At 70.5% G+C, this 26027-nt stretch carries 25 protein-coding genes; 4 read left to right on the forward strand and 21 right to left on the reverse strand.

Going from position 1 to position 26027, the window contains the following annotated elements; translation table 11 throughout:
• Nucleotides 1–54 precede the first annotated feature (54 nt).
• The 8 genes from whiA to uvrA form a co-directional block, all read right to left on the reverse strand.
• The gene (whiA, locus tag EJK15_RS32625; protein WP_138714326.1) at nucleotides 55–1035 is read right to left on the reverse strand and encodes a DNA-binding protein WhiA; all 981 of its coding nucleotides are present in this window, start codon (nucleotides 1033–1035) and stop codon (nucleotides 55–57) included.
• Between the two features lie 73 nt (nucleotides 1036–1108).
• Nucleotides 1109–2074, reverse strand: a complete 966-nt coding sequence (locus tag EJK15_RS32630) for a gluconeogenesis factor YvcK family protein (protein WP_206061228.1) — start codon at nucleotides 2072–2074, stop codon at nucleotides 1109–1111.
• 125 nt (nucleotides 2075–2199) lie between these two features.
• Entirely contained in the window at nucleotides 2200–3066 is an 867-nt protein-coding gene (gene rapZ, locus EJK15_RS32635) for an RNase adapter RapZ (protein ID WP_138714327.1), read from the reverse strand.
• 218 nt (nucleotides 3067–3284) lie between these two features.
• Nucleotides 3285–5279 carry an excinuclease ABC subunit UvrC gene (gene uvrC / locus EJK15_RS32640; RefSeq protein ID WP_240777364.1) on the reverse strand — a complete coding sequence of 665 codons (1995 nt, stop codon included), beginning with the start codon at nucleotides 5277–5279 and terminating at the stop codon, nucleotides 3285–3287.
• Nucleotides 5280–5308: 29 nt separating this feature from the next.
• Nucleotides 5309–5737: a Rieske (2Fe-2S) protein gene (locus EJK15_RS32645; protein ID WP_240777365.1), complete on the reverse strand. Its 429-nt coding sequence runs from the start codon at nucleotides 5735–5737 to the stop codon at nucleotides 5309–5311.
• A 78-nt stretch (nucleotides 5738–5815) separates the two neighbouring features.
• On the reverse strand, nucleotides 5816–6295 hold the full coding sequence (locus tag EJK15_RS32650; RefSeq protein ID WP_240777366.1) for a Rieske (2Fe-2S) protein: 480 nt from the start codon (nucleotides 6293–6295) through the stop codon (nucleotides 5816–5818).
• A gap of 103 nt (nucleotides 6296–6398) precedes the next feature.
• Nucleotides 6399–6803 (reverse strand): Rieske (2Fe-2S) protein, encoded by a 405-nt coding sequence (locus EJK15_RS32655; RefSeq protein WP_240777367.1) that lies wholly within the window; start codon nucleotides 6801–6803, stop codon nucleotides 6399–6401.
• A gap of 250 nt (nucleotides 6804–7053) precedes the next feature.
• Nucleotides 7054–9894, reverse strand: a complete 2841-nt coding sequence (uvrA, locus tag EJK15_RS32660) for an excinuclease ABC subunit UvrA (protein WP_138714328.1) — start codon at nucleotides 9892–9894, stop codon at nucleotides 7054–7056.
• A gap of 217 nt (nucleotides 9895–10111) precedes the next feature.
• Between uvrA and EJK15_RS32665 the strand changes: the two genes are divergently transcribed.
• Nucleotides 10112–10810 (forward strand): maleylpyruvate isomerase N-terminal domain-containing protein, encoded by a 699-nt coding sequence (locus tag EJK15_RS32665; RefSeq protein WP_138714329.1) that lies wholly within the window; start codon nucleotides 10112–10114, stop codon nucleotides 10808–10810.
• A 142-nt stretch (nucleotides 10811–10952) separates the two neighbouring features.
• Nucleotides 10953–11609 (forward strand): MBL fold metallo-hydrolase, encoded by a 657-nt coding sequence (locus EJK15_RS32670; protein WP_138714330.1) that lies wholly within the window; start codon nucleotides 10953–10955, stop codon nucleotides 11607–11609.
• 287 nt (nucleotides 11610–11896) lie between these two features.
• Here the strand turns inward: EJK15_RS32670 and EJK15_RS32675 are convergent, their stop codons facing one another.
• The 13 genes from EJK15_RS32675 to EJK15_RS71050 all read right to left on the reverse strand — a co-directional run bounded on the left by EJK15_RS32675 (nucleotide 11897) and on the right by EJK15_RS71050 (nucleotide 24952).
• The gene (locus EJK15_RS32675; protein WP_138714331.1) at nucleotides 11897–12172 is read right to left on the reverse strand and encodes a hypothetical protein; all 276 of its coding nucleotides are present in this window, start codon (nucleotides 12170–12172) and stop codon (nucleotides 11897–11899) included.
• Nucleotides 12173–12208: 36 nt separating this feature from the next.
• Nucleotides 12209–13033, reverse strand: a complete 825-nt coding sequence (gene pssA / locus EJK15_RS32680) for a CDP-diacylglycerol--serine O-phosphatidyltransferase (RefSeq protein ID WP_138714332.1) — start codon at nucleotides 13031–13033, stop codon at nucleotides 12209–12211.
• The gene (locus tag EJK15_RS32685) at nucleotides 13020–13661 is read right to left on the reverse strand and encodes a phosphatidylserine decarboxylase (RefSeq protein ID WP_138714333.1); all 642 of its coding nucleotides are present in this window, start codon (nucleotides 13659–13661) and stop codon (nucleotides 13020–13022) included. The genes pssA and EJK15_RS32685 overlap by 14 nt, the downstream gene beginning before the upstream one ends.
• A gap of 108 nt (nucleotides 13662–13769) precedes the next feature.
• Nucleotides 13770–14753: a TerC family protein gene (locus tag EJK15_RS32690; RefSeq protein WP_206061230.1), complete on the reverse strand. Its 984-nt coding sequence runs from the start codon at nucleotides 14751–14753 to the stop codon at nucleotides 13770–13772.
• A 182-nt stretch (nucleotides 14754–14935) separates the two neighbouring features.
• Entirely contained in the window at nucleotides 14936–16216 is a 1281-nt protein-coding gene (locus EJK15_RS32695; protein WP_240777368.1) for a glycosyltransferase family 4 protein, read from the reverse strand.
• 137 nt (nucleotides 16217–16353) lie between these two features.
• Nucleotides 16354–17970, reverse strand: a complete 1617-nt coding sequence (gene murJ / locus EJK15_RS32700) for a murein biosynthesis integral membrane protein MurJ (protein ID WP_138714335.1) — start codon at nucleotides 17968–17970, stop codon at nucleotides 16354–16356.
• Between the two features lie 155 nt (nucleotides 17971–18125).
• Nucleotides 18126–18977 carry a hypothetical protein gene (locus EJK15_RS32705; RefSeq protein WP_138714336.1) on the reverse strand — a complete coding sequence of 284 codons (852 nt, stop codon included), beginning with the start codon at nucleotides 18975–18977 and terminating at the stop codon, nucleotides 18126–18128.
• A gap of 1 nt (nucleotide 18978) precedes the next feature.
• Nucleotides 18979–19953: a copper transporter gene (locus tag EJK15_RS32710; protein WP_138714337.1), complete on the reverse strand. Its 975-nt coding sequence runs from the start codon at nucleotides 19951–19953 to the stop codon at nucleotides 18979–18981.
• On the reverse strand, nucleotides 19950–21146 hold the full coding sequence (gene steA / locus EJK15_RS32715; protein ID WP_138714350.1) for a putative cytokinetic ring protein SteA: 1197 nt from the start codon (nucleotides 21144–21146) through the stop codon (nucleotides 19950–19952). Before steA ends, EJK15_RS32710 begins: the two co-directional genes overlap by 4 nt.
• Nucleotides 21147–21219: 73 nt before the next feature.
• Complete coding sequence (recN, locus tag EJK15_RS32720) at nucleotides 21220–22929, reverse strand: DNA repair protein RecN (protein ID WP_138714351.1); 1710 nt, start codon at nucleotides 22927–22929, stop codon at nucleotides 21220–21222.
• Between the two features lie 144 nt (nucleotides 22930–23073).
• Nucleotides 23074–23973 (reverse strand): NAD kinase, encoded by a 900-nt coding sequence (locus tag EJK15_RS32725; RefSeq protein WP_138714338.1) that lies wholly within the window; start codon nucleotides 23971–23973, stop codon nucleotides 23074–23076.
• A complete protein-coding gene (locus EJK15_RS32730) occupies nucleotides 23970–24782 on the reverse strand; it encodes a TlyA family RNA methyltransferase (RefSeq protein ID WP_138714339.1) in 813 nt (270 codons plus the stop codon). Before EJK15_RS32730 ends, EJK15_RS32725 begins: the two co-directional genes overlap by 4 nt.
• Entirely contained in the window at nucleotides 24779–24952 is a 174-nt protein-coding gene (locus tag EJK15_RS71050; protein ID WP_171074660.1) for a hypothetical protein, read from the reverse strand. Before EJK15_RS71050 ends, EJK15_RS32730 begins: the two co-directional genes overlap by 4 nt.
• 126 nt (nucleotides 24953–25078) lie before the next feature.
• On the opposite strand from EJK15_RS71050, the gene EJK15_RS32735 reads away from it, so the two are divergent.
• Both EJK15_RS32735 and EJK15_RS32740 read left to right on the forward strand, forming a co-directional pair.
• Nucleotides 25079–25426 carry an SCP2 sterol-binding domain-containing protein gene (locus EJK15_RS32735; RefSeq protein ID WP_138714340.1) on the forward strand — a complete coding sequence of 116 codons (348 nt, stop codon included), beginning with the start codon at nucleotides 25079–25081 and terminating at the stop codon, nucleotides 25424–25426.
• An 80-nt stretch (nucleotides 25427–25506) separates the two neighbouring features.
• Complete coding sequence (locus EJK15_RS32740) at nucleotides 25507–25857, forward strand: P-loop NTPase family protein (RefSeq protein ID WP_138714341.1); 351 nt, start codon at nucleotides 25507–25509, stop codon at nucleotides 25855–25857.
• Nucleotides 25858–26027: the final 170 nt, after the last annotated feature.

The following is a 26027-nucleotide window of genomic DNA, read 5'->3' on the forward strand; positions in this document are numbered from 1 at the left end:
CACCCCGCTTGCCGTAAAGGAAAAATGGGTTCATTCAAGAGCAGCCACAGACCCCTACGGGGCGAGCATGTCTACGGTGAGGTTGGCTTCGGTGTTGGGGATGCCCAGGTCGGAGGCACGTTTGTCGGCCATGGCCAGCAACCGCCGGATCCGCCCCGCGATCGCGTCCTTGGTCAGCGGCGGGTCGGCGATCTGCCCGAGCTCCTCCAGGGACGCCTGTTTGTGCTCCACCCGCAGCCGCCCGGCCACCACCAGGTGGTCAGGCGCCTCCTCCCCGAGGATCTCCAGCGCCCGCTGCACCCGCGCCCCGGCCGCCACCGCGGCCCGCGCCGAGCGCCGCAGGTTGGCGTCGTCGAAGTTGGCAAGGCGGTTGGCGGTGGCCCGCACCTCGCGGCGCATCCGCCGCTCCTCCCAGGCCAGCACGCTGTCGTGCGCGCCCAGCCGGGTGAGCAGCGCGCTGATCGCGTCGCCGTCGCGCACCACCACGCGGTCCACGCCGCGCACCTCCCGCGCCTTTGCGTGGATCTTCAGCCGCCGCGCCGACCCCACCAGCGCCAGCGCCGCCTCCGGGCCCGGGCAGGTGACCTCGAGCGACATCGACCGCCCCGGCTCGGTGAGCGAGCCGTGTGCCAGGAACGCGCCGCGCCAGGCGGCCTCGGCGTCGCACGCGGCCCCCGCCACCACCTGGCGGGGCAGGCCGCGCACCGGGCGGCCGTGGTTGTCGATCAGTCCCGTCTGGCGGGCCAGCGCCTCACCGTCGCGGTAGACGCGCACCACGTAGCGGGAGCCCTTGCGCAGGCCGGCGGGCGCGAGCACGAGCACCTCCGCCTTGTGGCCGAACACCTCGCCGATATCCTTGATCAGGCGCCGTGCGGTGGCGTTGGTGTCGAGCTCTGCCTCTATCACGATCCGACCGCCCACCAGGTGCAGGCCGCTGGCAAACCGCAGCAGCGTGGAAACCTCCGCCTTGCGGCAGCACGGCTTCAGCACCGGCAGGCGGCTCAGTTCGTCTTTCACCACACCTGTCATCGCCATAAGCGTTAGTCCTCTCCCCCATTCAGACCGGCTCTCGTCAGTCTCTCGCACCTTCGCGCCACGCCGACCAGGATCAACGCTTCTGGAGGAAAATCTCGTCCAGGACGGAGGCAAGACGTCGTGGGTCGTGCCTCGGCGAGCCGTCGGCGGCGGCCACGTCCGCCATGACGAGCCGCGCACCGAGCGCGGCGGCGGCCTTCTCCAGCGCGCCGGGGTCGTCGACCACTCCGGTGTCGGCGAGCACGACGTCGATGGACAGGTCGGGCGCGTGCTGCGAGAGGACCTCCAGGTGCTGCTGGGGGGAGAAGTCGTCGGTCTCGCCCACCTGGGGAGCCAGGTTGAGCGTGACGAGCCGTTTGGCCGTGGTCTCGTGCAGAGACCTAGCCAGCTCGGGCACCTTGAGGTGCGGCAGCACGCTGGTGAACCACGACCCGGGCCCGAACACCACCCAGTCGGCCTCCAGCACCGCCGTGACCGCCTCGGGCCGCGCGGGCGGGTCCTCCGGCACGAGCGAGATCGCCTGGACGCGGCCGGGCGTCACGGCGCACGCCACCTGCCCGCGTACGGTCGAGATGACGCCGTCGAGCTCCACCTCGGCCACGATGTCCAGCGGCACCGACGCCATCGGCAGCACCCGGCCGTGCGCGCCGAGCAGCCGCCCGACCCAGTCGAGCCCGGCCACGGGGTCGCCGAGCAGCTCCCACAGCGCCACGATCAGCAGGTTGCCGACGGCGTGCCCGTGCAGCTCGCCCTCGCTGCGGAAGCGGTGCTGCACGACCTCGCTCCAGGTGCTGCCCCACTCGTCGTCGCCGCACAGCGCGGCCAGCGCCATCCGCAGGTCGCCGGGCGGCAGCACGCCGAGTTCGCGGCGCAGCCGGCCGCTGGAGCCGCCGTCGTCGGCGACGGTCACGACCGCGGTCAGCCTGTCGGTGACCATCCGTAAGGCGGACAGGGACGCGAACAGCCCGTGCCCGCCACCCAGCGCCACCACGCGCGGTCCCAGACCCGCATGCGGATACGGCACCCCGTCCCATCCCACCTCACCAGAATGGAACCCGCCACCACGCGCATCCCTGTCCACGCGCCCTGCCGAAGACCCGTCCCCGTCCGCGCGCCCTACCGGGGCCGGTCCGTCGTCCGCCGCTGCCTCGAAGCCGTCATCGGTCACTCCCGCCCCACATCCCGGTGACTCACCTGGACCTCCATCCCGCGGTCGCGCAGGCGGGCGGCGACCTGCTCGGCCATGGCCACGCTGCGGTGCTTGCCACCCGTGCAACCCACCGCCAGCGTGGCATAGCTCTTGCCCTCGCGCCCGTATCCGGCGGCGACCACCCGCAGGACCTCTTCGTACGCGTCGAGGAACTCCTTGGCCCCCGGCTGGCCCAGCACGTAGTCGCGGACCGGGGCCTCCAGCCCGTTCATCGGCCGCAGGTCGGGCACCCAGTGCGGGTTGGGCAGGAACCGGCAGTCCACGACGAGGTCGGCGTCGACCGGCAGGCCGTATTTGAAGCCGAAGGACACCACGTTGAGCCGCAGCCCCGGCCGGTCCTCGCCACCGAAGTACGCGACGATCTTGTTGCGCAGGTCGTGGACGTTGTGCGAGGAGGTGTCGATCACGAGGTCGGCGTTGGCCCGCACCTCGCGCAGGATGCCCCGCTCGCGGGTGATCCCGTCGACCAGCCGCCCCTCACCCTGCAGCGGGTGGGGCCTGCGGACGTTCTCGAACCTGCGCACCAGCTCCTCGTCGCTGGCTTCCAGGAACACGACGCGCACCCGCACCCCGCGCCCTTCGAGCTCCTCGATGGCCGCGTTGAGGTCAGTGGTGAAGGCCAGGCTGCGCACGTCGACGACGGCCGCCACCTTGTCGGCGGCCAGCTTGACCTTGCCCGCCTCCTCGGCCATCGCGAACAGCAGTCCCGGCGGCAGGTTGTCGATGACGAACCAGCCCAGATCCTCGAGCGCTTTGGCCGCGGTGCTGCGTCCCGCCCCGGACATGCCGGTCACGAGGACGAACGCCCGGTCGGTGCTCATCGCCTCACTCCGTCCGTCAGCCAGGTCACCGGCACTGCCCCACGGGTGCCCATGTCAACGCCCTCCCCGGCCGGCACCGTCCGCCGGCCCAGCAGCCCGGGCGCTCACCGCATGGCGGCCGTCTCTCCCGCCCGGCTCTGTCATCGCGGCACGCCATCCACCATATCGGAACGCGTGAACCCGGCTCGGCCATCCCGCACCGGGGCATCGTGACGAGATCAAGGTGACTCTCCCTTCAGCGTCGACACGATGACCTCGGCGATGGACGGGCCGATGCCGGGAACCTCGCAGATCTCGGCGGGGGTGGCCTCGCGCAGCCTCTTCACGGAGCCGAAGTGCTTGAGCAACGCCTGCCGGCGGGCCGGGCCGAGGCCGGGCACGGCGTCGAGCGCGCTCTCCTTCACCGTCTTCGACCTCTTGGAACGATGGTAGGTGATGGCGAACCTGTGTGCTTCGTCCCGCACGCGTTGCAGCAGGTAGAGACCCTCGCTCGAACGGGGCATGATCACCGGCTGGTCGTCGCCGGGCAGCCACACCTCCTCCAGCCGCTTGGCGAGCCCGCACACGGCCACGTCGTCGATGCCCAGCTCGTCGAGCGCCCGCTGCGCGGCCGCCGCCTGAGGCCCCGCGCCGTCGACCACGACGAGGTTGGGCGGGTAGGCGAACTTGCGCGGCTTGCCCGTCTCGGGGTCGATGGGGCCGTGACCGTCCTCGCTGTCGGGGGCCAGCTCGCCGGTGGCGGAGCGTTCCTCCAGGTAGCGGCGGAACCGCCGGGTGATCACCTCGTGGATCGAGGCGACGTCGCCCTCCTTGGTCTTGACGGCGAAGCGGCGGTATTCGCTCTTGCGCGCCAGGCCGTCCTCGAACACCACCATCGACGCCACGACGTTCTCGCCCTGGAGGTGGGAGACGTCGTAGCACTCGATGCGCAGCGGCGCCTGGTCGAGCTCGAGCGCATCGACGATCTCCTGCAGGGCCTTGCTGCGGGTGGTCAGGTCGCTGGCGCGGCGGATCTTGTGCTGCACCAGCGATTCCTTGGCGTTGCGCTCGACGGTCTCCATCAGCGACTTCTTGTCGCCACGCTGCGGCACGCGCACGTCGACGCGGGCCCGGCGCTGCTCGCCCAGCAGCTCGGCGACGGCGTCGCTGTCGGGTGGCAGGACGGGCACGAGCACCTCGCGGGGCATCGAGTCGGGGCTCGCCTCGGCGTACATCTGCAGCAGGAACTGCTCGACCAGCTCGCCCGGCGTGGTCTCCTCGACCTTGTCGACCACCCACCCGCGCTGGCCGCGGATGCGGCCGCCGCGCACGTAGAAGACCTGTACGGCGGCCTCGAGGGGGTCCTCGGCCAGCGCGATCACGTCGGCGTCGGTGCCCTCGCCGAGCACGACCGCCTGCTTCTCCAGCGCCCGCTGAAGGGCCTGGACGTCGTCCCTGAGCCGGGCGGCGCGCTCGTATTCCTGCTCGGAGGCGGCGTCGCGCATCTCCTTCTCCAGCCGCTTGATGAAGCGGCCGGTGTTGCCCGCCATGAAGTCGCAGAAATCCTCGGCCAGGTCGCGGTGCTCCTCCGGGGTGACCCGGCCGACGCACGGCGCCGAGCACTTGTCGATGTAGCCGAGCAGGCACGGCCGGCCGATCTGCCCTGCTCGCTTGAACACCCCCGCGCTGCACGTGCGCACCGGGAAGACCCGCAGCAGCAGGTCGACCGTCTCGCGGATGGCCCACGCGTGCGAGTAGGGCCCGAAATAGCGCGTGCCCTTGCGCTTGGCCCCGCGCATGACCTGCACCCGCGGGAACTCGTCGCCCATGGTGACCGCGAGGTAGGGGTAGGACTTGTCGTCGCGGTATTTCACGTTGAAGCGCGGGTCGTACTCCTTGATCCAGGAGTATTCGAGCTGCAGCGCCTCGACCTCGGTGCCGACGACGGTCCAGTCGACGTCGGCCGCCGTGGTCAGCATCGACTGCGTGCGCGGGTGCAACGCGGAGAAGTCCGCGAAGTACGAGTTGAGCCGCTGGCGCAGGCTCTTGGCCTTGCCCACGTAGATCACCCGGCCGTGCGCGTCCCTGAACCGGTAGACCCCCGGGGAATCGGGGATCGAACCTGGCTTGGGCCGGAAACTCAAAGGGCTGCCCGCTGATCTCGCCACGTTCAAAAGCCTAGTAGCCCTCACCGACAAGGTTGCCCCGCCGGCGGGCGCCCGCCGTACCGTCATCCCGGCACGACGGGCTCGCCACGGCTGTGCTACGCGAGCGCGATCTGATCGCCGTCGACCGTGATCTGCTGTTCGGGCAGCGGCTTCTTGGCCGGCCCGGCCGTCACGGCCCCGTCGGCGATGTTGAACTTGCTGTTGTGGCACGGGCAGACGATCGCCCCGTCCGCGACGCTGCCGACCGTGCACCCACTGTGCGTGCAGACTGCGCTGAACGCCTTGAACTCGCCCGCCGCGGGCTGCGTGACCACGATCTTCTGCTCCTTGAAGATCGCGCCACCGCCCACGGGGATGTCGGCGGTCTTGGCCAGCGCGCCACCGGCAGGCGGCGCGCTGGACTGAGCCGCGCTGGATTGCGGTGCACTGGATTCGGTGGTGCCGGCGGTCGTCGCGGTATCGGTCCCGCCGCTGCAGGCGGCGATCGCCAGCGTCAGGCCACCTGCGCCCACGCCCGCGATCACCGCCCGGCGGCTACGAAAGTCTTCTCCCATGCGGCTCACCCAAGCGCACCCAGGTGAGAAATTCATGAGACACCCCGGCTACGCCAGCCGAATCTTGTCCCCGTCCACCTGGATCTTCTTCTCCTCGAGCGGCTCGCCCGCGGGACCGTCGGTGACGGAGCCGTCCTCGATGCTGAACTTGCTGCCGTGGCACGGACAGTTGATCGTCTTGTTCTGCACAGTGGCCACCGTGCAACCCGCGTGGGTGCAGACCGCCGTGAACGCCTTGAAATCACCCGCCGTCGGCTGCGTGACCACGATCTTCTGAGCCTCGAAGACCTTTCCGCCGCCCTCCGGGATATCGGTGGTGTCGGCCAGCGCCTTGGCCTTCGCCGCCGACTTCTTCTTCGGTGCCGCGGACGACGCCTCCTCGGCCGGCTCCTCGGCCGGCTCCTCCGCCGGTGGCTCCGCGCTCGCTTCGGTCGTCGGCGAGCCGTAGCTCGCACACGCCGTCAGAACCGCCGCGAGCCCGGCGCCTCCGGCGCCGAGCACCATCGTTCGGCGCGTCGTATCCGTCATGGTGCGTCCTCCCAGGTTGGTTCTCTCTTCAGGTACGTCCAGCGCCCTCGCGCCGGTTCAGACTGCCCGAGCCCAATCCCGGTGACTACGCACAAATACCTGTTCAGACGATCACGATGCCGTCGCCTTCTGCCTTGACCTGAAATGCGGCCAGCGGGGCGGTGGCGGGGCCCTTGGTGGCGTTCCCGCTGTCGGCGGCGAACTCACTGCCGTGGCAGGCGCACCTGATGACGTTGTCCTTGGGGGTGCTCACCGCGCAGCCCTTGTGGGTGCAGATCGCGCTGAACGCCTTGTAGACGCCCTGCGCAGGCTGCGTCACGACGATCTTCAGGTCCTCGATCACCTTGCCGCCGCCCACGGGCACGTCGGCCGTCTTGGCGATGACCTTGCCCTTGAGGCTGGGCTGGGTTTGGGCGTCTCCCGTGCCGCACCCGGCGAGCGCCAGCCCGCACGCCGCGACCCCCGCCGCGCCCAGCATCTCGCGCCGCCCGAGGCCGTTTTCAGGCATGGCTGCGCCCCGCTCGGTAACCGTCATGTCTCCCCCGCTGACCCTCCGCGTCGCCGACCCCTGCAGGTCAGTTCGATACCCGAGCTCAACTTTATTGGCGCGGTGCCTCGGTCCGGTCAGCGGGTGGCAGGCGGCCGGGCCGGACAACCGGACCCGCACCGCCACGCTGCGGGCAGACGACCCGCACCCCACCCACCAGAGCGCGGACAGACGGAAGGACCCGCACCGCCGGGATGACGGGCGGGCCTCCTCAGAAGGTGAGTATCTTGCGCAGGAACCGCCCCGTGTGGCTCTCCTCCTCGAGCGCGACCTCCTCGGGCGTGCCACTGGCGACCAGGGTCCCGCCGCGCGACCCGCCCTCGGGCCCCATGTCGATGATCCAGTCGGCCGTCTTGATCACGTCGAGGTTGTGCTCGATGACGATCACGGTGTTGCCGCTGTCGACCAGCCGCCCGAGCACCCCCAGCAGTCTGCGGATGTCCTCGAAGTGCAGACCGGTGGTCGGCTCGTCCAGCACGTAGATCGTCCGCCCGGTCTGCCGCCGCTGCAGCTCGGAGGCGAGCTTGACGCGCTGCGCCTCACCGCCGGACAGCGTGGTGGCCGGCTGCCCGAGCCGGACGTAGCCCAGCCCCACGTCGTTGAGCGTCTGCAGGTGCCGCTTGATCGCCGGGATCGCCTCGAAGAAGCCCAGGGCCTCCTCGATCGGCATGTCGAGAACCTCGGCGATCGTCTTGCCCTTGTAGTGGACCTCCAGCGTCTCCCGGTTGTAGCGGGCTCCGTGGCAGACCTCGCAGGGGACGTAGACGTCCGGCAGGAAGTTCATCTCGATCTTGATGGTGCCGTCGCCCGCACACGCCTCGCAGCGCCCGCCCTTGACGTTGAAGCTGAAGCGCCCGGGCTGGTAGCCGCGCACCTTCGCCTCCGTCGTGGCCGCGAACAGCTTGCGCATGTGGTCGAACACCCCGGTGTACGTGGCCGGGTTGGAGCGCGGCGTCCGCCCGATCGGCGACTGGTCGACGTGGACGACCTTGTCCACCTGGTCCATGCCGTTGATCCGGGAGTGCCGCCCCGGCACCGTGCGCGCCCCGTTGAGCTCCTTGGCCAGTGCGCTGTAGAGGATGTCGTTGACCAGCGTCGACTTCCCGGACCCCGACACGCCGGTCACGGCCGTGAACACGCCGAGCGGGAACTCGATGTCCACGCCCTGGAGGTTGTGCTCACGCGCCCCCTTGACCGTGATCTGCCGCTTCTTGTCGCGCTTGCGGCGCTTGGCGGGGATGGGGATGCTCCTGCGCCCGGACAGGTATTGCCCGGTCAGCGACTCCTCGCTGGCGAGCAGCTCCTGCACCGTGCCGGACACGACGACCTGGCCGCCGTGCTCGCCGGCGCCTGGACCGATGTCGACCACCCAGTCGGCGGCCGCGATCGTGTCCTCGTCGTGCTCGACCACGATCAGCGTGTTGCCCATGTCGCGCAGCCTGATCAGTGTGTCGAGCAGGCGCATGTTGTCGCGCTGGTGGAGCCCGATGGACGGCTCGTCCAGCACGTACAGGACGCCGACCAGGCCGGAGCCGATCTGCGTGGCCAGCCTGATGCGCTGCGCCTCGCCGCCCGCGAGGGTGGCGGCGGCGCGGTCCATGGTCAGGTAGTCGAGGCCGACGTCCAGCAGGAAGCCCAGGCGGGCGTTGATCTCTTTGACGACCCGCTCGGCGATGTGCATGTCGCGGTCGGACAGCTTGAGCGCGGCCAGGAACTTCGCGCACTCGCCGATCGACATGGACGACACGTCGGCGATCGACCTGTCGGCGACCGTCACCGCCAGGGTCACCGGCTTGAGCCTGGCCCCCTTGCAGGCCGGGCACGGGATCTCGCGCATGTAGCCCTCGAACCGCTCGCGGCTCGAGTCGCTCTCCGCCTCGGCGTGCCTGCGCTGCACCCACGGGATGACGCCGTCGTAGGTGGTGTAGTAGGAGCGCTGCCTGCCGTAGCGGTTGCTGTAGCGGACGTGCACCTGCTCGTCGTGGCCGTACAGCAGCGCCTTCTGCGCCTTCTTCGGCAGCTTCTCCCACGCCGTGTCGAGCGTGAACCCGACCGTGTGGCCCAGCGCCTCGATCAGCCTGACGAAGTATTCGCTGGTGTGGCCGCCCGACCAGGGGTGCAGTGCGCCGTCGCCGAGCGTCCGCTCCGGGTCGGGCACAACGAGGTCGGGGTCGACCTCCATCTTGGTGCCGAGTCCGGTGCACTCGGGGCAGGCGCCGAACGGCGAGTTGAACGAGAACGAGCGCGGCTCCAGCTCCTCGAACGACAGGTCGTCGTAGGGGCAGTAAAGGTGCTCGGAGTAGAACCGCTCGCGGTTGGGGTCGTCCTCGGGCAGGTCGACGAACTCGAGGGTGATCGTGCCACCGGACAGCTGCAAGGCCGTCTCGACCGAGTCGGTGAGCCGGCGCCGTGCCGTCTCCTTGACCGACAGGCGGTCGACGATGACCTCGATGTCGTGCTTCTCGTATTTCTTCAGCGTCGGCGGCTCCTCCAGGCGCACGACGGTGCCGTCCACCCGCGCCCTGGCGAAGCCCTTGGTCTGCAGCTCGCGGAACAGCTCGCCGTATTCGCCCTTGCGGCCGCGTACGACCGGGGCGAGCACCTGGAACCTGGTGCCCTCCTCCAGGTCCATCACCCGGTCGACGATCTGCTCCGGCATCTGCCTGGCGATCGGGCGCGAGCACACCGGGCAGTGCGGCTTGCCGATGCGCGCCCAGAGCAGTCTCAGGTAGTCGTAGACCTCGGTGATCGTGCCGACGGTCGAGCGGGGGTTCTTGCTGGTGGCCTTCTGGTCGATCGACACCGCCGGCGACAGGCCCTCGATGAAGTCGACGTCGGGCTTGTCCATCTGGCCCAGGAACTGGCGAGCGTACGCCGACAGGGATTCGACATAGCGCCGCTGCCCCTCAGCGAAGATCGTGTCGAAGGCCAGGCTCGACTTACCCGAGCCGGACAGGCCGGTGAAGACGATCAGCGCGTCTCGCGGCAGGTCGAGCGAGACGTCCTTGAGGTTGTGTTCTCGTGCACCACGCACGATCAGGCGGTCTGCCACGGCGATCCCGGAAGTCGAAAGGCGGATAGGTCCACGGGGGATGGTAGACGGGGGCTCCGACAATTTCGGCGGCCCGCTCTGCGGCCTCCGAAAATTCGTCCCTCACAGGTTACGGCCATCCACCACCTCGGCAGGAAGCCTTCCGCATTCAACGATTTGACCTGGGGCTTTATGCCCGACACCACCTCAGACACCCTAAGTGATGAAAAATCTGGACATGACGGTTCTACCCGCGCTGCAGGCCGAGCTGTCCTCGGCCACCGACCAGCTGCTGGCCACGGCCGCGTCCTTCTCCGACGCCGACATCGCCGCCCCGTCCCTCCTGCCCGGCTGGACCAGAGGCCATGTGCCGGCCCACCTCGCCAAGAACGCCGGTTCCCACGTCAACCTTCTGACCTGGGCGAGGACCGGCGTCCGAACCCCGCAGTACGCCTCCTTCGAGACCAGGACCGCCGGGATCGAGGCCACGGCCGCCCAGCCGGCCGCGCGGCACCTGGCCGACCTGGAGGAGGGGGCCGCCCGCCTGGCCGCCGCCGTCCGCGACCTCCCTGAGGAGGCCTGGACGGCACAGGTGGTGCTCCGCGACCGCCCGGAGGCCGGTGGCGAGATCATCGGCAGCCTGCCCGGCCTCGGGTCCGGCCCCGCCGTCGAGGGCACACCGGCTGACATGCTGGCATGGCTCACCGGCAGGTCGGGCGGAGAGGGCGTTAGTCTGGTGCCCGTGGGGCAGTCGTTCATGCCAGGACCGGGCGGCACAGGCCTTCCAGAGCCGCCGCCGTGGCTGATGATGCCCGCCCCCGCTGATCTGCCCGCGACGCCCCCAGAGGACTATCCGTCAAGCGCTCCCGGCTCTGAAGGGCCGGGCTTGCCGTGGAGCCGCACTTTTGCGCCGTGGCCGAGGGGTGGGCCGGCTTGACCAGACCCAGCCGCCACGAAGGGGGATCTTCCACCACCGCCACATCCGCCTCCTGCGAAGAGCGGACGGCTACGCCTACACCCGAAAGGAGGAGGGCGTATGCTCCCCCGCCTGAAGGTGGGGTCTCCACGCCCGACATCAGATGACCTATACAGGTGACGTCCAGGTCGGCGGCCCCGCCGACGTGCGTGAGCTGCCCGCGCTGACGATCTGCAAGCTCGCCGTCGGCCCGTACGACAACAACGCCTATCTGCTGCGCTGCACGGAGACCGGCGACAGCCTGCTCATCGACGCGGCGGCGGACGCCGACCGCCTGCTCGCCCTGATGGGCGACCAGCCGATCAGCTCGATCGTCACCACCCACCAGCACGGCGACCACTGGCAGGCGCTGGAGCAGGTGACCAAGGTCACGGGCGCCCAGGTGATCGCCCACCCGCTGGACGCGCCCGCCCTCCCGCTGCCGGTGAACCGCACGGTCGAGCACGGCGACACGATCACCGTCGGCGCGGTCACCCTGGAGGTCATCCACCTGCGCGGCCACACGCCGGGCTCCATCGCGCTCCTGTACGACGGGGGCGAGGCGGGCACGCACCTGTTCACCGGCGACTCCCTGTTCCCCGGCGGCGTCGGCAACACCTGGAAGGACCCGGAGCGCTTCACCCAGCTCTACAACGACGTGGTGGAGCGCGTCTTCAACCGCCTCCCGGACGAGACCTGGGTCTACCCGGGCCACGGCAAGGACACCACGCTCGGCGCCGAACGCCCCGCGCTCCCGGAGTGGAAGGCCCGCGGCTGGTAGCGCCCCGCATCACCGTCCCGCCGCACCCGTCCGCAGATGCCGTCCCTGGCCCTGCGTCGACGCGCCCGCGGTGCCGCGAGCGTCCGCCCGTGCCGCCGCCCTCGCCAGGAAGGCGTGCCGACGTCCGCCTGCACCTCCGCGACGAGTCCGGCCCCTCAGGCCACCGCACGCCCGGCAGCCCCGCGACGGGCGACGCGGGGGCGCCGGGCTCTGGGCGGCGGAAACCACACAGCAGGCAGCCAGAGTCGCCGAGCATCACATCCCCGACGGCCGGCGAGACAACCCGGTCACTGGCGGGCGGCGAGGACCCGGACGATGCGCTCGGCGGCGAGGGCGGGATCGTCGGCGAGCCCGACGAGCTCGCCCCACGACCACCGATAGAACCACCCCTCGGAGAGCGGCACGCAGTCCACGATCTCGACCAGCATGACGGCGTCGGGGTCGCTGATCCGCAACGTGGGCGGGTACGCGCGAAGCGTCGCCGTCATCCCGCGCTGCTCCAGCTCCGTGGCTAGTTTGCCGAGATAGTACGTGCGCGTGTGCTCCCGCGGCGTAGCCGACATGGCTCCATCAAAGCCGAAGTAAGACGAAAAATCCCGTCAGTTGCCGATGCGCGAGGCTTCCTTGCGCTGCTCTCGCTTGTAGAACAGCATCCGCAGCGGAATCGCCGCCACGAGCGCGATCTGCATGGTGGCGCCGATCTTGATCGGCAGGTCGCCGCCCTCAGGCCAGGCGACCCAGACGGTGAGGAACGCCACGTTCACCATGATCCATCCGAGGACGACCGCCGCGAGCTGCCCCTTCGGCTTGGGGTACTCGATCCGGCTGACCATCAGCCACGCCACGCCGAGCACGGCGAACAGGGTCCAGATGCTCGGCTGGAACAGCAGCACGATGGAGATCACGGTCATGGCGCCCATCGGGATGGGCAGCCCCATGAAGTCGCCGCTCTTGGTCTTGACGCAGGCGAACCTCGCCAATCGCACAACCCCGGCGACGAGTACGGACGCCGCGGCGACCAGCACGGCGGCGAACGGCACCTGGTCGGTGAACCCGCCCCAGATCACGACCATGAACGCGGGAGCGAACCCGAAGCTGATCACATCGGCCAGGTTGTCGAGCTCGGCGCCCATCGCAGAGGCGCGGAAGCGCCGCGCGACGAGGCCGTCGAACAGGTCGCAGGTCGCCCCGATGAGCAGGAGCACGACAGCGGTGGCGAAGTAGCTCGGATCGGGCGTGAAGCGGCCGCCCGCGCTCTGAAGCTGCTGGATCGCGGAGTACGCCAGGACGCACACCGCGAGGAACCCGCAGATCGCGTTGCCCAGCGAGAGGGAGTCGGCGGCCGAGAGGCGGAATGCCTTGCCGACGGGACCTCGAGGCTCTTCCTCATCCGCCTGCCAACTGCCGGCGTCAGCCGCGGTCAATTCTGGTCACCCCCGCAACCGTCTTCTCTCCCACGGACACCGTGGGAGAGATCCCTTCGGGAAGGTAGATGTCGACCCGCGAACCGAACCTGATGAGCCCGATCCGCTCGGTCTGCGTGACCTTGGCGCCCGCGCTCAAGTACGGCACGATCCTGCGCGCCACCGCGCCCGCGATCTGCACCATCTCGATGTCGCCGAGCGCGGTGGCGAAATGCCACACCACGCGCTCGTTCTGGTCGCTGTCCTTGTTGAACGCCGGCAGGAACCCACCTGCCACATGCTGCACGGAGGTGACATTTCCCGCAAGGGGGGCCCGATTGACGTGGACGTTCAGCGGGCTCATGAAGATCGCGACCCTGGTGCGGCCGTCTGGCCATGGGTCGATGCTCTGCACCACACCGTCGGCGGGCGACAGAATGCGTCCCGCTCCTGGGGTGCGGTCGGGGTCGCGGAAGAACCAGAGCATGCCCCCGGTGAGCGCGCTCAGCGGCGCCGCCGCGAGCGCCCATCGGCGGTCCTTGCGCGTCAGCAGCGCAGTGGCGGCCGCTGCGGCCGCCGTCGGGAAGAGCCACGGGGAGACCCCGCGTGCGAGCCTGACGCGGCTCGACTTAGCAGAATCGTCTGACACGTACAACCTTTGGTGGTGACTGGACTGGGCGCTTTGCCGTGGTGTTACAGAACTAGCAACTATTACACGGCGCAACTACACAAGCAAAGCGCCTCGAAGCCCATTTCGCTAGACCTGCTCAGGATGCGTTTCCTCGCCCTTGCGCGCGTCGATGCGGGCTTTGACCAGGCTGGCCACGGTGGTGATGACCATGGTGACGCCGATGACCGAGAGCGAGACCCAAATGGGAATTTCGGGCGCCCAGGAGACACCGCTGGCGTGCAACGCCTCCATTACCAGCTTAACCCCGATGAACCCGAGAATGAACGCCAAACCGTAGCTGATGTAGACGAGCCGCTGCAGCAGGCCGCCCAGCAGGAAGTACAGCTGACGCAGTCCCATCAGGGCGAACGCGTTGGCGGTGAAGACGATGAAGGGATCCTTGGTGAGCCCGAAGATCGCGGGAATCGAGTCGAGCGCGAACAGCAGGTCGGTGGAGCCGATGGCGACCATGACGATGAGCATCGGCGTGACCATGCGCCTGCCGTCGATCTTGACGGTGACCTTGGACCCGACGTACCCCTCGGTGGTGGGGAAGGCCCTGCGCACCCACCTCAGCAGGACGTTCTCGTTGAACTCCTCTTCATCGCCCTTGAGATGCTGGCGGACGATGTTGACCGCGGTGTAGACGAGGAAGGCGCCGAACACATAGAAAAGCCAGCTGAACCGCTCGAGCGCCGCGGCGCCGAGCGCGATGAAGATGCCGCGCATGACCAGGGCGAGCACGATGCCGACGAGCAGCACCTTGTGCTGGTACGCCCGTGGCACGGCGAACCTGCTCATGATGATGAAGAAGACGAAGAGATTGTCGACACTCAGGCTGTATTCGGTGATGTAGCCGGCGAAGAACTCCCCGGCCTTGTCACCCCCGAACGTGGTCCACAGGACCACCCCGAACGCCGCGGCCAGGGCGACGTAGAACGTCACCCAGTAGCCGGCCTGCCGCATGGAGAACTCACGAGCTTCCCCACGGTCGACGATCCACAAATCGATGGCCAGTACAACAAGAAGACCGCCGATCACGGCGATCCAGGCCCACGTGGGTACCATCACTTCTCAAAACCTCCGGCATTGCAGGACTCAGTGCCGGAGGTCTCTCCCGCCCGCCATATCTGCGGACCGGCAGCCCCGGGGGCCCCGTGGAGCGGGGCTGCACCGTGATGACGAGGCTGTCGCGAAGGGATACTCCCCTCCCTAACCCAGGCAGTATACGAGAACGCCTTAACCCCGCCTAATCATCCATTGGATCTTGATCGCCCGTAAACCTCCAGCACGCTCTCCACGGCGGCGTCGCCATCGGGCATCTCCCGCCCCCGCCGCGCGGCCGCCTCCGCGAGCCTTTCCGCAGCTCGCGGCCCCTCCAGCAACGTCCGCACGGCCGCCCGCAGCCCCTGGACGTCCCCGTAGGGAACAAGGATCCCCGCTTCCCCCACGATTTCCGGAATTCCCCCCACCGCCGTGGCAATCACCGGTTTCCCGGCCATGAGCGCCTCCCTGATGCTGAGCGGCTGCCCCTCCCACCTGGCGACGGTGAGCACGGCGGTGGCGGCACCGAGCAGGTCGGGAACGTCCTCCCGATTTCCCAGCAACCTCACAGGTAGCGCCTCGCGCTCGATCCTCCGCTCCAGCTCCGCACGCAAGGGCCCTTCACCAGCGACCACGAACAATGGCCAGGTCCCCTTGTCCCCACCAACGCCGGCGGCCTCGCTGCCCCCGAGCGCGGCATCGCCCTGCCGCCATGGCCCGGCGGCGACGTCGAGGAGCGTTTCGAGTCCCTTCTGCTGGGCGAGCCGCGCGATCGTGAGCAGGATGGGCCGCTCCCCGGCCCCCAGCTCGTCCCTCACCTCCTGAGGCGTGCGCTTGGCGGGCTGTAGCGGAGGCGCGGGCACCACGGCGAGGCGCACGTCCCGAGCCCCGAGCCCGGCCATCCGCTCACCGAGGTCGGGCGACACCACCAGCACATGATCGGCCCGCCAGGCCACGATCCGCTCGAGCACCCGATAGACGAGCCCTACGAACCCGCCCGCCGTCAGCGCATTGTGCAGCGTGACGACCAGCACGCGCTCGCCCCCAGCAGGCCCGCTCCGTGGGAGCGCCCACCTGCCGCCCCGCCCCCGCGATGCGGCGGGCGCCTTCTTGCCGGCCCGCCCCCGCAATGCGGCGGGCGCCCTTTTGCCGGCCCGCTCCCCCAGTGCGGCGAGCACCCTCCACGGGCCCCGTGCCCCGAGCGCGGCCAAGGCCCCGGCCCTCAGCCCATGGGCATGCACGACGTCGGCGTCCCGCGTGAGCCGCCTGATCGCCAGCACCGCACGCAGGTCATTGCCGGGATGCGGCCGATCCGAGACGGCCACCTCCACGAACCGCGCGCCCACCCCGGCGAACGAGAACTGCTCCTCGACGCTGCGCGGCCCCAGGACGACCACCCGGTGCCCCCGCCGCACCAGTCCTTCGGCCAGCATCCGGACGTGCCGCCCCGTGCCGCCGGACGTGGTGCCCAGCACGAATGCCACCCGCACAACCCGCTCCTTCCTCAACCGGCCCATCCCCCGACCGGCCCGTCACTCAACCGTCTCGTCCCTCAACCGGCCGATACGATCTCCACCGGACCGGTCCCTCAACCGGCCGACGTGACCCCACCGGCCGGCGACCGGTCTCAGCCCGTCCCGCGCCGTCTGAGCATCCCGGCCACCGCCTCGGCGTCCGCCCGATCCACCACCGCCACGACGACCGCCCCCACCGCCAATGCCACGACGGCGGCCAGCACGGTGGCCCAGACGTTCGGCCACAGCCCCTGAGCCCCGATCCATCCCACCACAGCAGCCCCCGCCGCATACCCCAGCAGCCCTCCGGCGACCGAAGCACCCCCGGCCCTGACCAGCCCGGCCACGGCCCCGCTCCCCCGGGCCCGGACCACGGAGACGAGCAGCAGCGCCCCGCCCGCGCTCATGCCCACGCTCATCCCCAGCGCCATCCCGCCGATCTTCCACTCCTGGGGCAGCACCAGCGCGAGAACGGTCTGCGCGACCATCACGACCACCCACCCGGCCACGGTCCCTGCCGCGACCGCGCGGCCGCGACCGGCCGCGTACAGCACCCTGCTCAGGTGCGCGATGAGCCCGTAGCCGATCAGCCCGGGCGCGAACAACGCGATCGCCCGCGCGAGCTGGGGCGGGGAGATGTCGGTCTTGCTCCCGAGGAACACCACGGCACCCGGCTCCGAGGCGGCGGCCAGCACTCCGGCGGCCAGCCCGGACACGAGCACCACGGCCCGCGTGGTGCGCGCCGCGAGCGCCGAGAAGGCCGCCGCGTCGTCCGCCTGCGCGGACAGCCGGGGAAAGGCACTGGTGGCGATGGGTACGGCCAGCACGGCGTACGGCACCAGGTAGATCGCCCACGCGTAGTTGTAGACCGCGATGGCCGCGTTGCCGATCGCGTTGTTGGACAGCACCAGCACCACGATCATGGCGGCCTGCTGGGCGAGAAGCGCGGCGACGCCGGCCAGCGCGAGCCTGCGCACCTGCACGGCCACCCCGCCGGGAAAGCGCAGGGTCGGCCGCCACCGCAGCCCCAGCCGCGCCGTGGGCCCGATCACGGCCAGCACCAGGGACAGCACCCCCAGGCTGGTGCCCACGGACAACGCCAGCTCGGCGGGCCCGAGCTCCGGGGCGGGATCGCTGGTCCCGCCGCTGAGCGGCACGAACAGCAGATAGGCCACGATGACCACGATGCTGGAGACCAGCGGCGCGACCGCGGGCCCGGCGAACCGCTTGTGCGCCTGCAGCACGCCGTAGAGCACCACGGCGACGCCGTACAGGGGGATCTGGGGGGCGAAGACGACCAGCATGCGGGTGGCGACCGCGGTCACCGCGCCGACGTCGCAATCGCCGAGGGCGGAGCCGAAGAACAGCCCGATGACCGGCCCGGCGAACAACGCGGTGAGCACGCCGAGCGGGACCAGCACGACGACCACCCACGTCAGCATCGCCGAGCCGATCCAGCTCACGTGCGCGCCGGAATGCTCGTCCTCCGCGGCCGAGGCCCACCTGGCCAGCACCGGGACGACCATCCCCGCCAGCGCCCCGCCGACGACCACCTCGAACACGATGTTGGGGATCTGGTTGGCCGTCATGTAAGCCGTGGCCAGGCAGTTGGTCCCGACCGTCTGCGCGAAGGCGTACTGCTTGGCGAAGCCGGCGATGCGGGCCAGCACGGTGATCGCCCCGATGAGCATGGCTCCACCGGCGACGCCCCGCGCCGTCACGACACCCACCCGGCCTCCCCGATCACACCCCGGACGATCACACCCCGCGCGACCAGGCCACCGGCAACGGGCCACCGGATCACGAGGCCCCGCGCGGTCACGCCAGGCGCCCGATCACGTGGACATCATCCTGGCAGGCCGCACCGGCAATCGCGTCCGCCGGGTCACACGGGGTCGGCGGGACGGCGGCCGAGCATGTCGAGGCGGTTGAGTACGGGGTTGCCTGCGATGACCTTGGTGAAGCTGACCTTCTCCGAGGCGGCCGTCAGCGCCGCGACGGTGCCCAGCAGGGCGTACCGGCCGGGCCTGCCGAGCTTGGTGACCGCGACCAGCCCGAGCAGGGCGCCCAGAGAGTTGGCGCCCGCGTCGCCGAGCATGGCCCGCTCGCCCAGGTCCGCGGGCAGCAGCGCCGCGGCGGCCCCGAGCGGGACGGCCGCCAGCGCCGCGGCGGCGGGCGAGTCGTGGAAGAGCGCGGCGGCGAGCAGCGGCCCGCCGGTCAGCAGCCCGACCTTGATGGCGCGGCCGGGGCGCAGGTCGAAGAGGTTGGCGAGGTTCGCGGCGCCGGCGATGGCGGCGCCGTTGACCAGCGTGTCGACGGGCCCTTCTGAGACGAGGGCGGCCGCGCCGAGCCCGGTGGCGCCGATGCCGAGGATCTTGACTGCGCCGCTGGTGACCTCGCCGCGGGCGAGCGCGGTCAGGTGACCCTTGAAGCCTTTGGAGGACGTGGTGCCGTACAGGTCGTCGTAGGCGCCGAGCGTGCCGCTGCCGACGCCCGCGACGAGGGCGGCCAGGCGCAGGCGGCCGGGCAGGCCGGGCGTGAGCGCGGCCGCCGCGCCGGAGCCGGCCACGAACGCGGGACCTTCGAGCAGGGTGATGGCCTCGCCCCGGTGGTTCTTGCGCGTCCAGCGGCCGCTCAGGTCGGCCGGCCGGTTGCGGGTGAACGCGGCGTAGGCGGCGCGGGCGGCCGCGGCGCCGATCGCGGCGCCGGCGAGGGCATAGAGCAGGCCACGGGCCATGTCAGCTCCCTGACTGGGTGGGGGACGGAGAGGCGGACGTCACCGGAGGCTGGGGCGCCGAGGCTCCCTTGCCGATGCCGTACTGGCCGGCACGCCCGCTCAGCTGCTCCCGGAGAGAGTAGACGATCACGACGCGGCCAACGGGCATATCGGCGGTATCGACGGTGGAGACGCGCCTGGCGATGTCGCTCTCGTCGCGCAGGGCGCTGATCACGTCGCCGGACACGGCGGTGGGGGCGGCCTCGCCCGCGAGCACCGTGCCCTGGCCTGCGCCGTCGAGGCCGTTGGCCACCGAGACCAGCGCGCCGGCCAGGGCCTCGGCGCTGTCGCCCTCGTAGGGCTTCTCGGGAGCGAACATGACGGCGAGCGTGGCCCGCTTGGCGATGTCGCCGTCGATGCTGAGCAGCCCGCCGGTCTCGAAGGCGCCGATCACCTCGGTGGTGGCGGAGTTGGGGGTGTTCGCCTGGGCGGGGTCGTTGGTGACGAGGGCCGCGGCGAGCAGCATGGCGGCCCTGTCCCAGGCGGTGGCCGTGGTCGGGAAGACCATGTTGGCCGGCTTGAACTGGTTGACCAGGCCGTCGAGCACGCCCGTGCCCGTGGGGTCGAGGAACTTCTCCGTCAGCGTGAGCCGCCCGGTGATGTCCGCGCCGGCCTGCTCGAGCACCTGCTGCGTGGCCTCGCGGACGGCGGTGCTGGAGCCGGGCGACTCGATCAGCAGCACCCGCTGCCCTGCCAGGTCGCCGGCCACCATCTCCAGCGTCGAGGCGGTGATGAACGCGTCGTTGCCGGCCTGTCTGCCGCGCAGGGTGTCGAGGTCGGCCCGCAGCCCGTTGTTGGCGCTGGTCAGCTCGTCGCTGGTCCTCTTGGCCAGGTCGATCGCGGGGTCCTGGAGCAGCGTGGTGCCCAGCACGATGCCCACCGCCAGCGCCAGGAAGATCGCGACGATGGAGACGAGGTGATAGCGGAAATCGATCACGAGAAGAGTCCGACCAACCAGAAGATGAAAGCGTTCCAGGCGTCTTGCAGGCCGTTCAGCCAGGTGCGGCCGATCGGCGCGAAGGACAGCGCGACCCCCATCGTGATCAGCGCGGTGATCACGAGGAGCAGCAGCTGTGAGGTGGCGATCCGGCTGCGGTAGAGCCTGCTCACGCCCTTGGCGTCGATGAGCTTGCTGCCGATGATCAGCCGGGTGAGGAAGGTGCTGGCCATGCCGGAGCGTCCCTTGTCGAGGAACTCCTCCAGCGTGCCGTGGGTGCCGACGGCGACGATCAGCTCGGCGCCCTTGTCGTCGGCCAGGATCATCGCGATGTCCTCACTGGTGCCGGTGGCGGGGAAGATCACCGCTTCGCGGCCGAGCTGGTGGATGCGCTCCAGGCCGGGGGCGCGGCCGTCGCGGTAGGCGTGGACGACGAGCTCGGCGCCGCAGGTCAGCACCTTGGTGGAGACCGAGTCGAAGTCGCCCACGATCACGTCGGGCAGGTAGCCCGCCTCCAGCAGCGCGTCGGCCCCGCCGTCGACGCCGACGAGCACGGGCCGGTATTCGCGGATATAGGGGCGGAGGGTGGCGATGTCTTCCTTGTAGTGGTATCCACGCACCACGATGAGGACGTGCCTGCCCTCCATGGGGGTGCGGATCTCGGGTACGCCGACCCCCTCGATGAGCAGCCTGCCCTCGCCGCGGACATACTCCATCGTGTTGACGGCGAAGGCCTCGATCTGCACGGCCATCCCGGCGCGCGCCTCGGCCATGGCGGCCTCGACGGCCTCGGGGGTCTGCGGCTCGCCCTTGCCGACCACGTCCTCGTCGAGGTAGACGACGCCGTCGCAGACCCGGATGACGTCGCCGTCCTTGACCCGCTCGAACAGCTCCTGGTTGGCGTTGTCGATGAACGGCACGCCGGCCTCGATCAGGATCTGTGGCCCCAGATTGGGATAGCGGCCACTGATGCCGGACGCGACGTTGATCACGGCCGCGGCACCACATGCGACGAGCGCCTCCGCGCTGACCCGGTCAACGTCTACGTGGTCGATAATCGCAATTTCCCCGGACTGGAGGCGTTTCGTGAGCCTCTTGGTACGCCGGTCGATTCTCGCCACTGCCGTTGTGCCGGGAAGGTCACCGACCTTCCTGCTGCGGAGGCCCGGCATTCTGCTCCCCGGAACCTTCATCATGACCATCCTGCCAGAGCGAAACAGCGCGGAGGCCACGCATTGCGCGGCGCGTCCGCTTTGTCACTCAGGATCACCTGTCTGCTGCCGCGAGCCCGAGCAGTTCTTCGGCATGCGCCCGGCCCAGCTCGGAGTCCTCCAGACCTGCCAGCATGCGGGACAGCTCGCGTACCCGGCCCTTCTGGTCGAGCGCGGTGACGCCGCTGCGCACGACGCTGCCGTCGCTCGCCTTCTCGACCACCAGATGCTGGTCCGCGAACGCGGCCACCTGTGGCAGATGTGTGACGACGATCACCTGGGCGGTGCGGGCGAGCCTGGCCAGCCGGCGCCCGATCTCCACCGCCGCCTTGCCGCCGACCCCCGCGTCGACCTCGTCGAACACGAATGTCGGCACCGGATCCGCCCCGGCGAACACCACCTCGATCGCGAGCATCACCCGGCTCAGCTCGCCGCCGGAGGCGCCCTTGTTGAGCGGCAGCGGCGGCGCGGCGGGGTGCGCGGCCATCCGCAGCTCCACCTCGTCGACCCCCTCGGGTCCGAACTCCGCGCTCTGGCCGAGCTGGACGATGACCTTGGCGTGCGGCATGGCCAGCGCCGTCAGCTCCTCGGTCACGGCCTGCCCGAACCGCTCGGCGGCGGCCTGGCGCACCCTCGTCAGCTCGGCAGCCAGGTCGGTGAGCTTCTCGGTCAGCTCGTCGTGCTCGCGGGTCAGCTCGTCGATGCGCTCGTCGTCGCCTTCGAGCTCGGCCAGGCGGGCCGCCGCCTGCTGCGCCCACGCCAGGACCCCGGCGCTGTCCTCACCGTATTTGCGGATCAGCCCGGTCAGCACCGACCGTCGCTCCTGCACGGCCGCCAGCCGCGCGGGATCGGCCTCGATGGACTCCGCGTACGCCGCCAGGTCGGTGGCCACGTCGGAGATCAGGTAACCCGCCTCGGCCAGCCGGTCGCCCACGCCGGCGAGCTGGGCGTCGAAGTCGCGCACCGTCTCCACGGCCGCGCGCGCCTCGCCGAGCAGGGAGATCACGTCGTGAGGGCTGCCGGCCGCCTCCATCGGGTCGCCGAGCAGCGCTGTGTGGGCGGTGGTCGCGGCGCTGCGCAGGGCGTCGGCGTGCGAGAGCCGCTCCTCCTCGCCACGCAGCTCGGCGTCCTCGCCCGGCTTCGGGTCGACCTTCTCGATCTCCTCCAGACCGAAGCGCAGCCTGTCGGCCTCCTGCGTCCGCTCCCTGGCCCTGGTGGTCAGCTCCTCCAGCTGCGCGCCGACCTGCTTGTGCCGTTTGTACGCCTGTGTGTAGGCCCGCAGCGGCTTGACGAGCTCGTGGCCGGCGTAGCGGTCGAGCGCCGCCCGCTGCCTGGCGGGCTGGAGCAGCCGCTGCTGGTCCATCTGCCCGTGCACCGCCACCAGGTCGTCGGCCAGGTAGGTCAGGGTGCCGACGGGCACCGTGCGCCCGCCGAGCCAGGCCCTGGACCTGCCCTCGGCCGACACCGTGCGGGAGATGATCAGCTCGCCGTCCTCGACCACGCCGCCGATGTCCTCGACCTGCTGGGAGACGCGCCCGCCCGGCTCGATGACCAGCGTGCCCTCCACGGTCGCCCGGTCGGCGCCCGGGCGGATGCGCGAGGGGTCGGCCCTGCCGCCGAACAGCAGCCCGAGCCCGGTGACGACCATCGTCTTACCCGCGCCGGTCTCGCCGGTGACCACGTTGAAACCCGGGGAAAGCTCAAGGACGGCCTCGTCGATGACGCCGAGCCCCTGGATGCGGACCTCCTCGACCCTTGGTCGCACTGCCCACTCCCGTTCACTGCCGTGTCTGATGGTCACGCGGATCGTCTCCGAACACCTGCACGCGCAGACGCCGCCGCCTGCGGCGGACCGCCGGCCGCGGCCCACCATGCCCACGTGATCCTACGCGCTCTCCCTCCCATTCATTCAGGGTCGCACCCTTCCGCGCCATCCCTGAACAGGAAGCTCGAACTTGGCGACCAGCCTGTCGGTGAACGGCGCGCCGGTGCTCTCCACGCCGTGCAACCGCGCCAGGCGTACGGGCTCGGCACCCCTGCGCACCTCCACCCGCGAGCCCGACGGAAGCTCGAAACGACGCCGCCCGTCGCACCACAGGACGCCGCCCGGGGTGTCGGGCAGGATCTCGACGGCCAGCGTGGAGCGCGGTGAGACCACCAGCGGCTTGGCGAACAGCGCGTGCGCGCTGATGGGAACCATGAGCAGCGCCTCCACCTCCGGCCACACCACCGGCCCGCCCGCCGAGAAGGCATAGGCCGTCGAGCCCGTCGGAGTGGCGCAGATCACGCCGTCGCAGCCCCAGCGCGACAGCGGCCGGCCGTCGATCTCGGCGACCAGTTCCAGCATGCGCTCCTGCTTCTCGACGGTGGCCTCGTTGAGCGCCCAGGTGTCGGCCAGCACCCGGCCGTTCAGCCGGACGAGAACATCGATCGTCATGCGCTCCTCGACGTCGTAGCGGCCCGCGACGACGTTGTCGACCGCCGCGGCCAGGTCGGCCACCTCGGCCTCGGCCAGGAACCCGACATGCCCGAGGTTGACGCCCAGCAGCGGCGTGCCGGCGGGCCTGGCCAGCTCGGCCCCGCGCAGCAGCGAACCGTCGCCGCCGAGCACCATCATGACCTCGGCGTCCTTGGCCGCGCCCGGGTCGCCGGTCACCACCTCCGCCCCGGCGCAGGCGATCTCTCCGGCCTCGGTGTCGAGCACCCTGACGGTGATGCCGGCGTCGACCAGCCGGCTGATGACCAGGCGGGCGCTCTCGACAGCGGCCTCCCGCCCGGTGTGTACGGCGACCAGGACGGTCCGTTTCATTGCGGCCCTTCCGCGACGGCACGCTGGATCTCGGCTTCGAGGTCGGCGACCGGGGGCTCGCCTTCTCCCTTGCCCAGCCAGAGCAGATATTCCACATTTCCGGACGGTCCAGGCAACGGGCTGGCGGTCACCCCGCGTACGGTCAGCCCCAGGCCCTGCGCCTTGGCTGCGGCCTCGTGGACCGAGCGTGCCCGCAGCCCGGGATCGCGTACGACGCCGCCCGCGCCGACGAGGTCCTTGCCCACCTCGAACTGCGGCTTGACCAGCATCACGAAATCGGCTCGCGGCGCGGCGACGGCGGCCAGGGCGGGCAGCACGAGCCTCAGCGAGATGAACGACAGGTCGCCCACGATCAGTGTGGGCGGCTCGCCGACCATGTCGGGGGTCAGGTCGCGGACGTTGACCCGCTCCATCACCGTCACCCGCTCGTCGGTGCGCAGTGACCAGGCCAGCTGGCCGTAGCCGACGTCGACGGCGAGCACGTGGGCGGCGCCGCGGCGCAGCAGCACGTCGGTGAACCCGCCCGTGGAGGCCCCCGCGTCGAGGCAGCGGCGGCCCTCGACGGTCAGGTTTCCGAACGTGTCGAGCGCGCCGAGCAATTTGTGCGCTCCACGCGAAACGTAGTCGGGGCCGTCCTCGGGGACGGCCACGACGATGGCGGAGGCGGTGTCGACCTGGGTGGCGGGCTTGCGGGCGGTCTGCCCGCCGACGGTGACCCGGCCCGCGTCGATGAGCTGGGCCGCCTGCTCGCGCGACCTCGCCAGGCCCCGGCGCACCAGCTCGCTGTCCAGGCGGATCCTCCGGCTCACCGGTCACCCGGAGCCGGCTCGTCCACGGCGGCCAGCGTGGCCTCGAGCTCGGAAAACGATTCGTCGAAGATCGCCACGTGGGCGCCGACCGGCAGCTCGCCCAAGCGGCCGAGCCTGGCCACGACGGCGTCGACCCGCTCGTCGCCGGTCCCCTCCGGCAGCTCACTCATGATTCGACCGTAACGCCTCCCGCGAGCGCCCGGGACCTTGGCAGGCGTGTTACGCGTTGAAGGTCATACGGGGGTGCTACTGATGTGGAACGCTACGGTCCGCAAGGGGAAGAAAGGATACGCATCATGGCAAGCGTCGAGGAGTGCCGGGCGGCACTGGCCAAGCTCGTCGCCCAGTTCGACGAGATCGACGAGGAGGACCGTGCCAAGCATGTGGTGGAACGCACGGTCAGCTGCCGGGTGTCCGACCTCGACGTGATCTTCTACGGCCGGCTGCACCACGGGGGACTGGACCCGTTCACGGAGCAGCCGCCGCCGGACGGCAAGCCCGCCGACGTCAAACTCACGATCGCGAGCGACGATCTGATCGCGCTGGTCGACGGGGAGCTGGACCTGGCGCGTGCGCTGCTCGGGGGCCGGGTGAAGATCGACGCGAGCTTCGGCGACCTGCTGCGCCTGCGGAGACTGATCTAGGGAGGCTGTTGACCGCCCCTAACTGCCTATTTATTTAATGCCATCGTTAACTATCAGGCGATGGGTGAACAAATGGCGGCATGCAGAAGCGCCTGCACCTGGCCTGCGGGCTGCTCCACCGGCCCGGGCCGCTGACACCCGACGAGCCGACGCTCGGCCTGGTCGTCCAGTCGCGTCACCCACATGTGGGATCACATCCCTCGCTCTGCGACGAGGGGATGACCGTGTTGCCGGCGACCAACTACATGGACGAGGCGGACCGCCTCTGCGACCACCTGACGATCATCGACCACGGCCGCGAGGTGGTCGGCGGGACGCCCGCGGAGCCGAAGATGGCGCTCGGGGCGCCCTCGCTGGACGAGGTGTTCCCTCCGGCACACCGGGCACGCGCTGCGGGAGGAGCTGGGGTGATGGTATGGGAGGAACGCTGATGTGGTCGCAGGAGGCCTGGGCGCGCTGGTGCCGGCGTCGGCCCTGCTCCTGGCCGAGGGCGTCTGGCAGTTCGCGAGACAGACCAGCGAACGGGTCGCCTGACGCGGGCGCGCACTCCTACCCGATACGGTCCAGGACGGGCTTGACCGCGTCCTCCTCGACCCGCCCC

Source organism: Nonomuraea basaltis (assembly GCF_005893125.1).
Lineage (GTDB): Bacteria > Actinomycetota > Actinomycetes > Streptosporangiales > Streptosporangiaceae > Nonomuraea > Nonomuraea basaltis.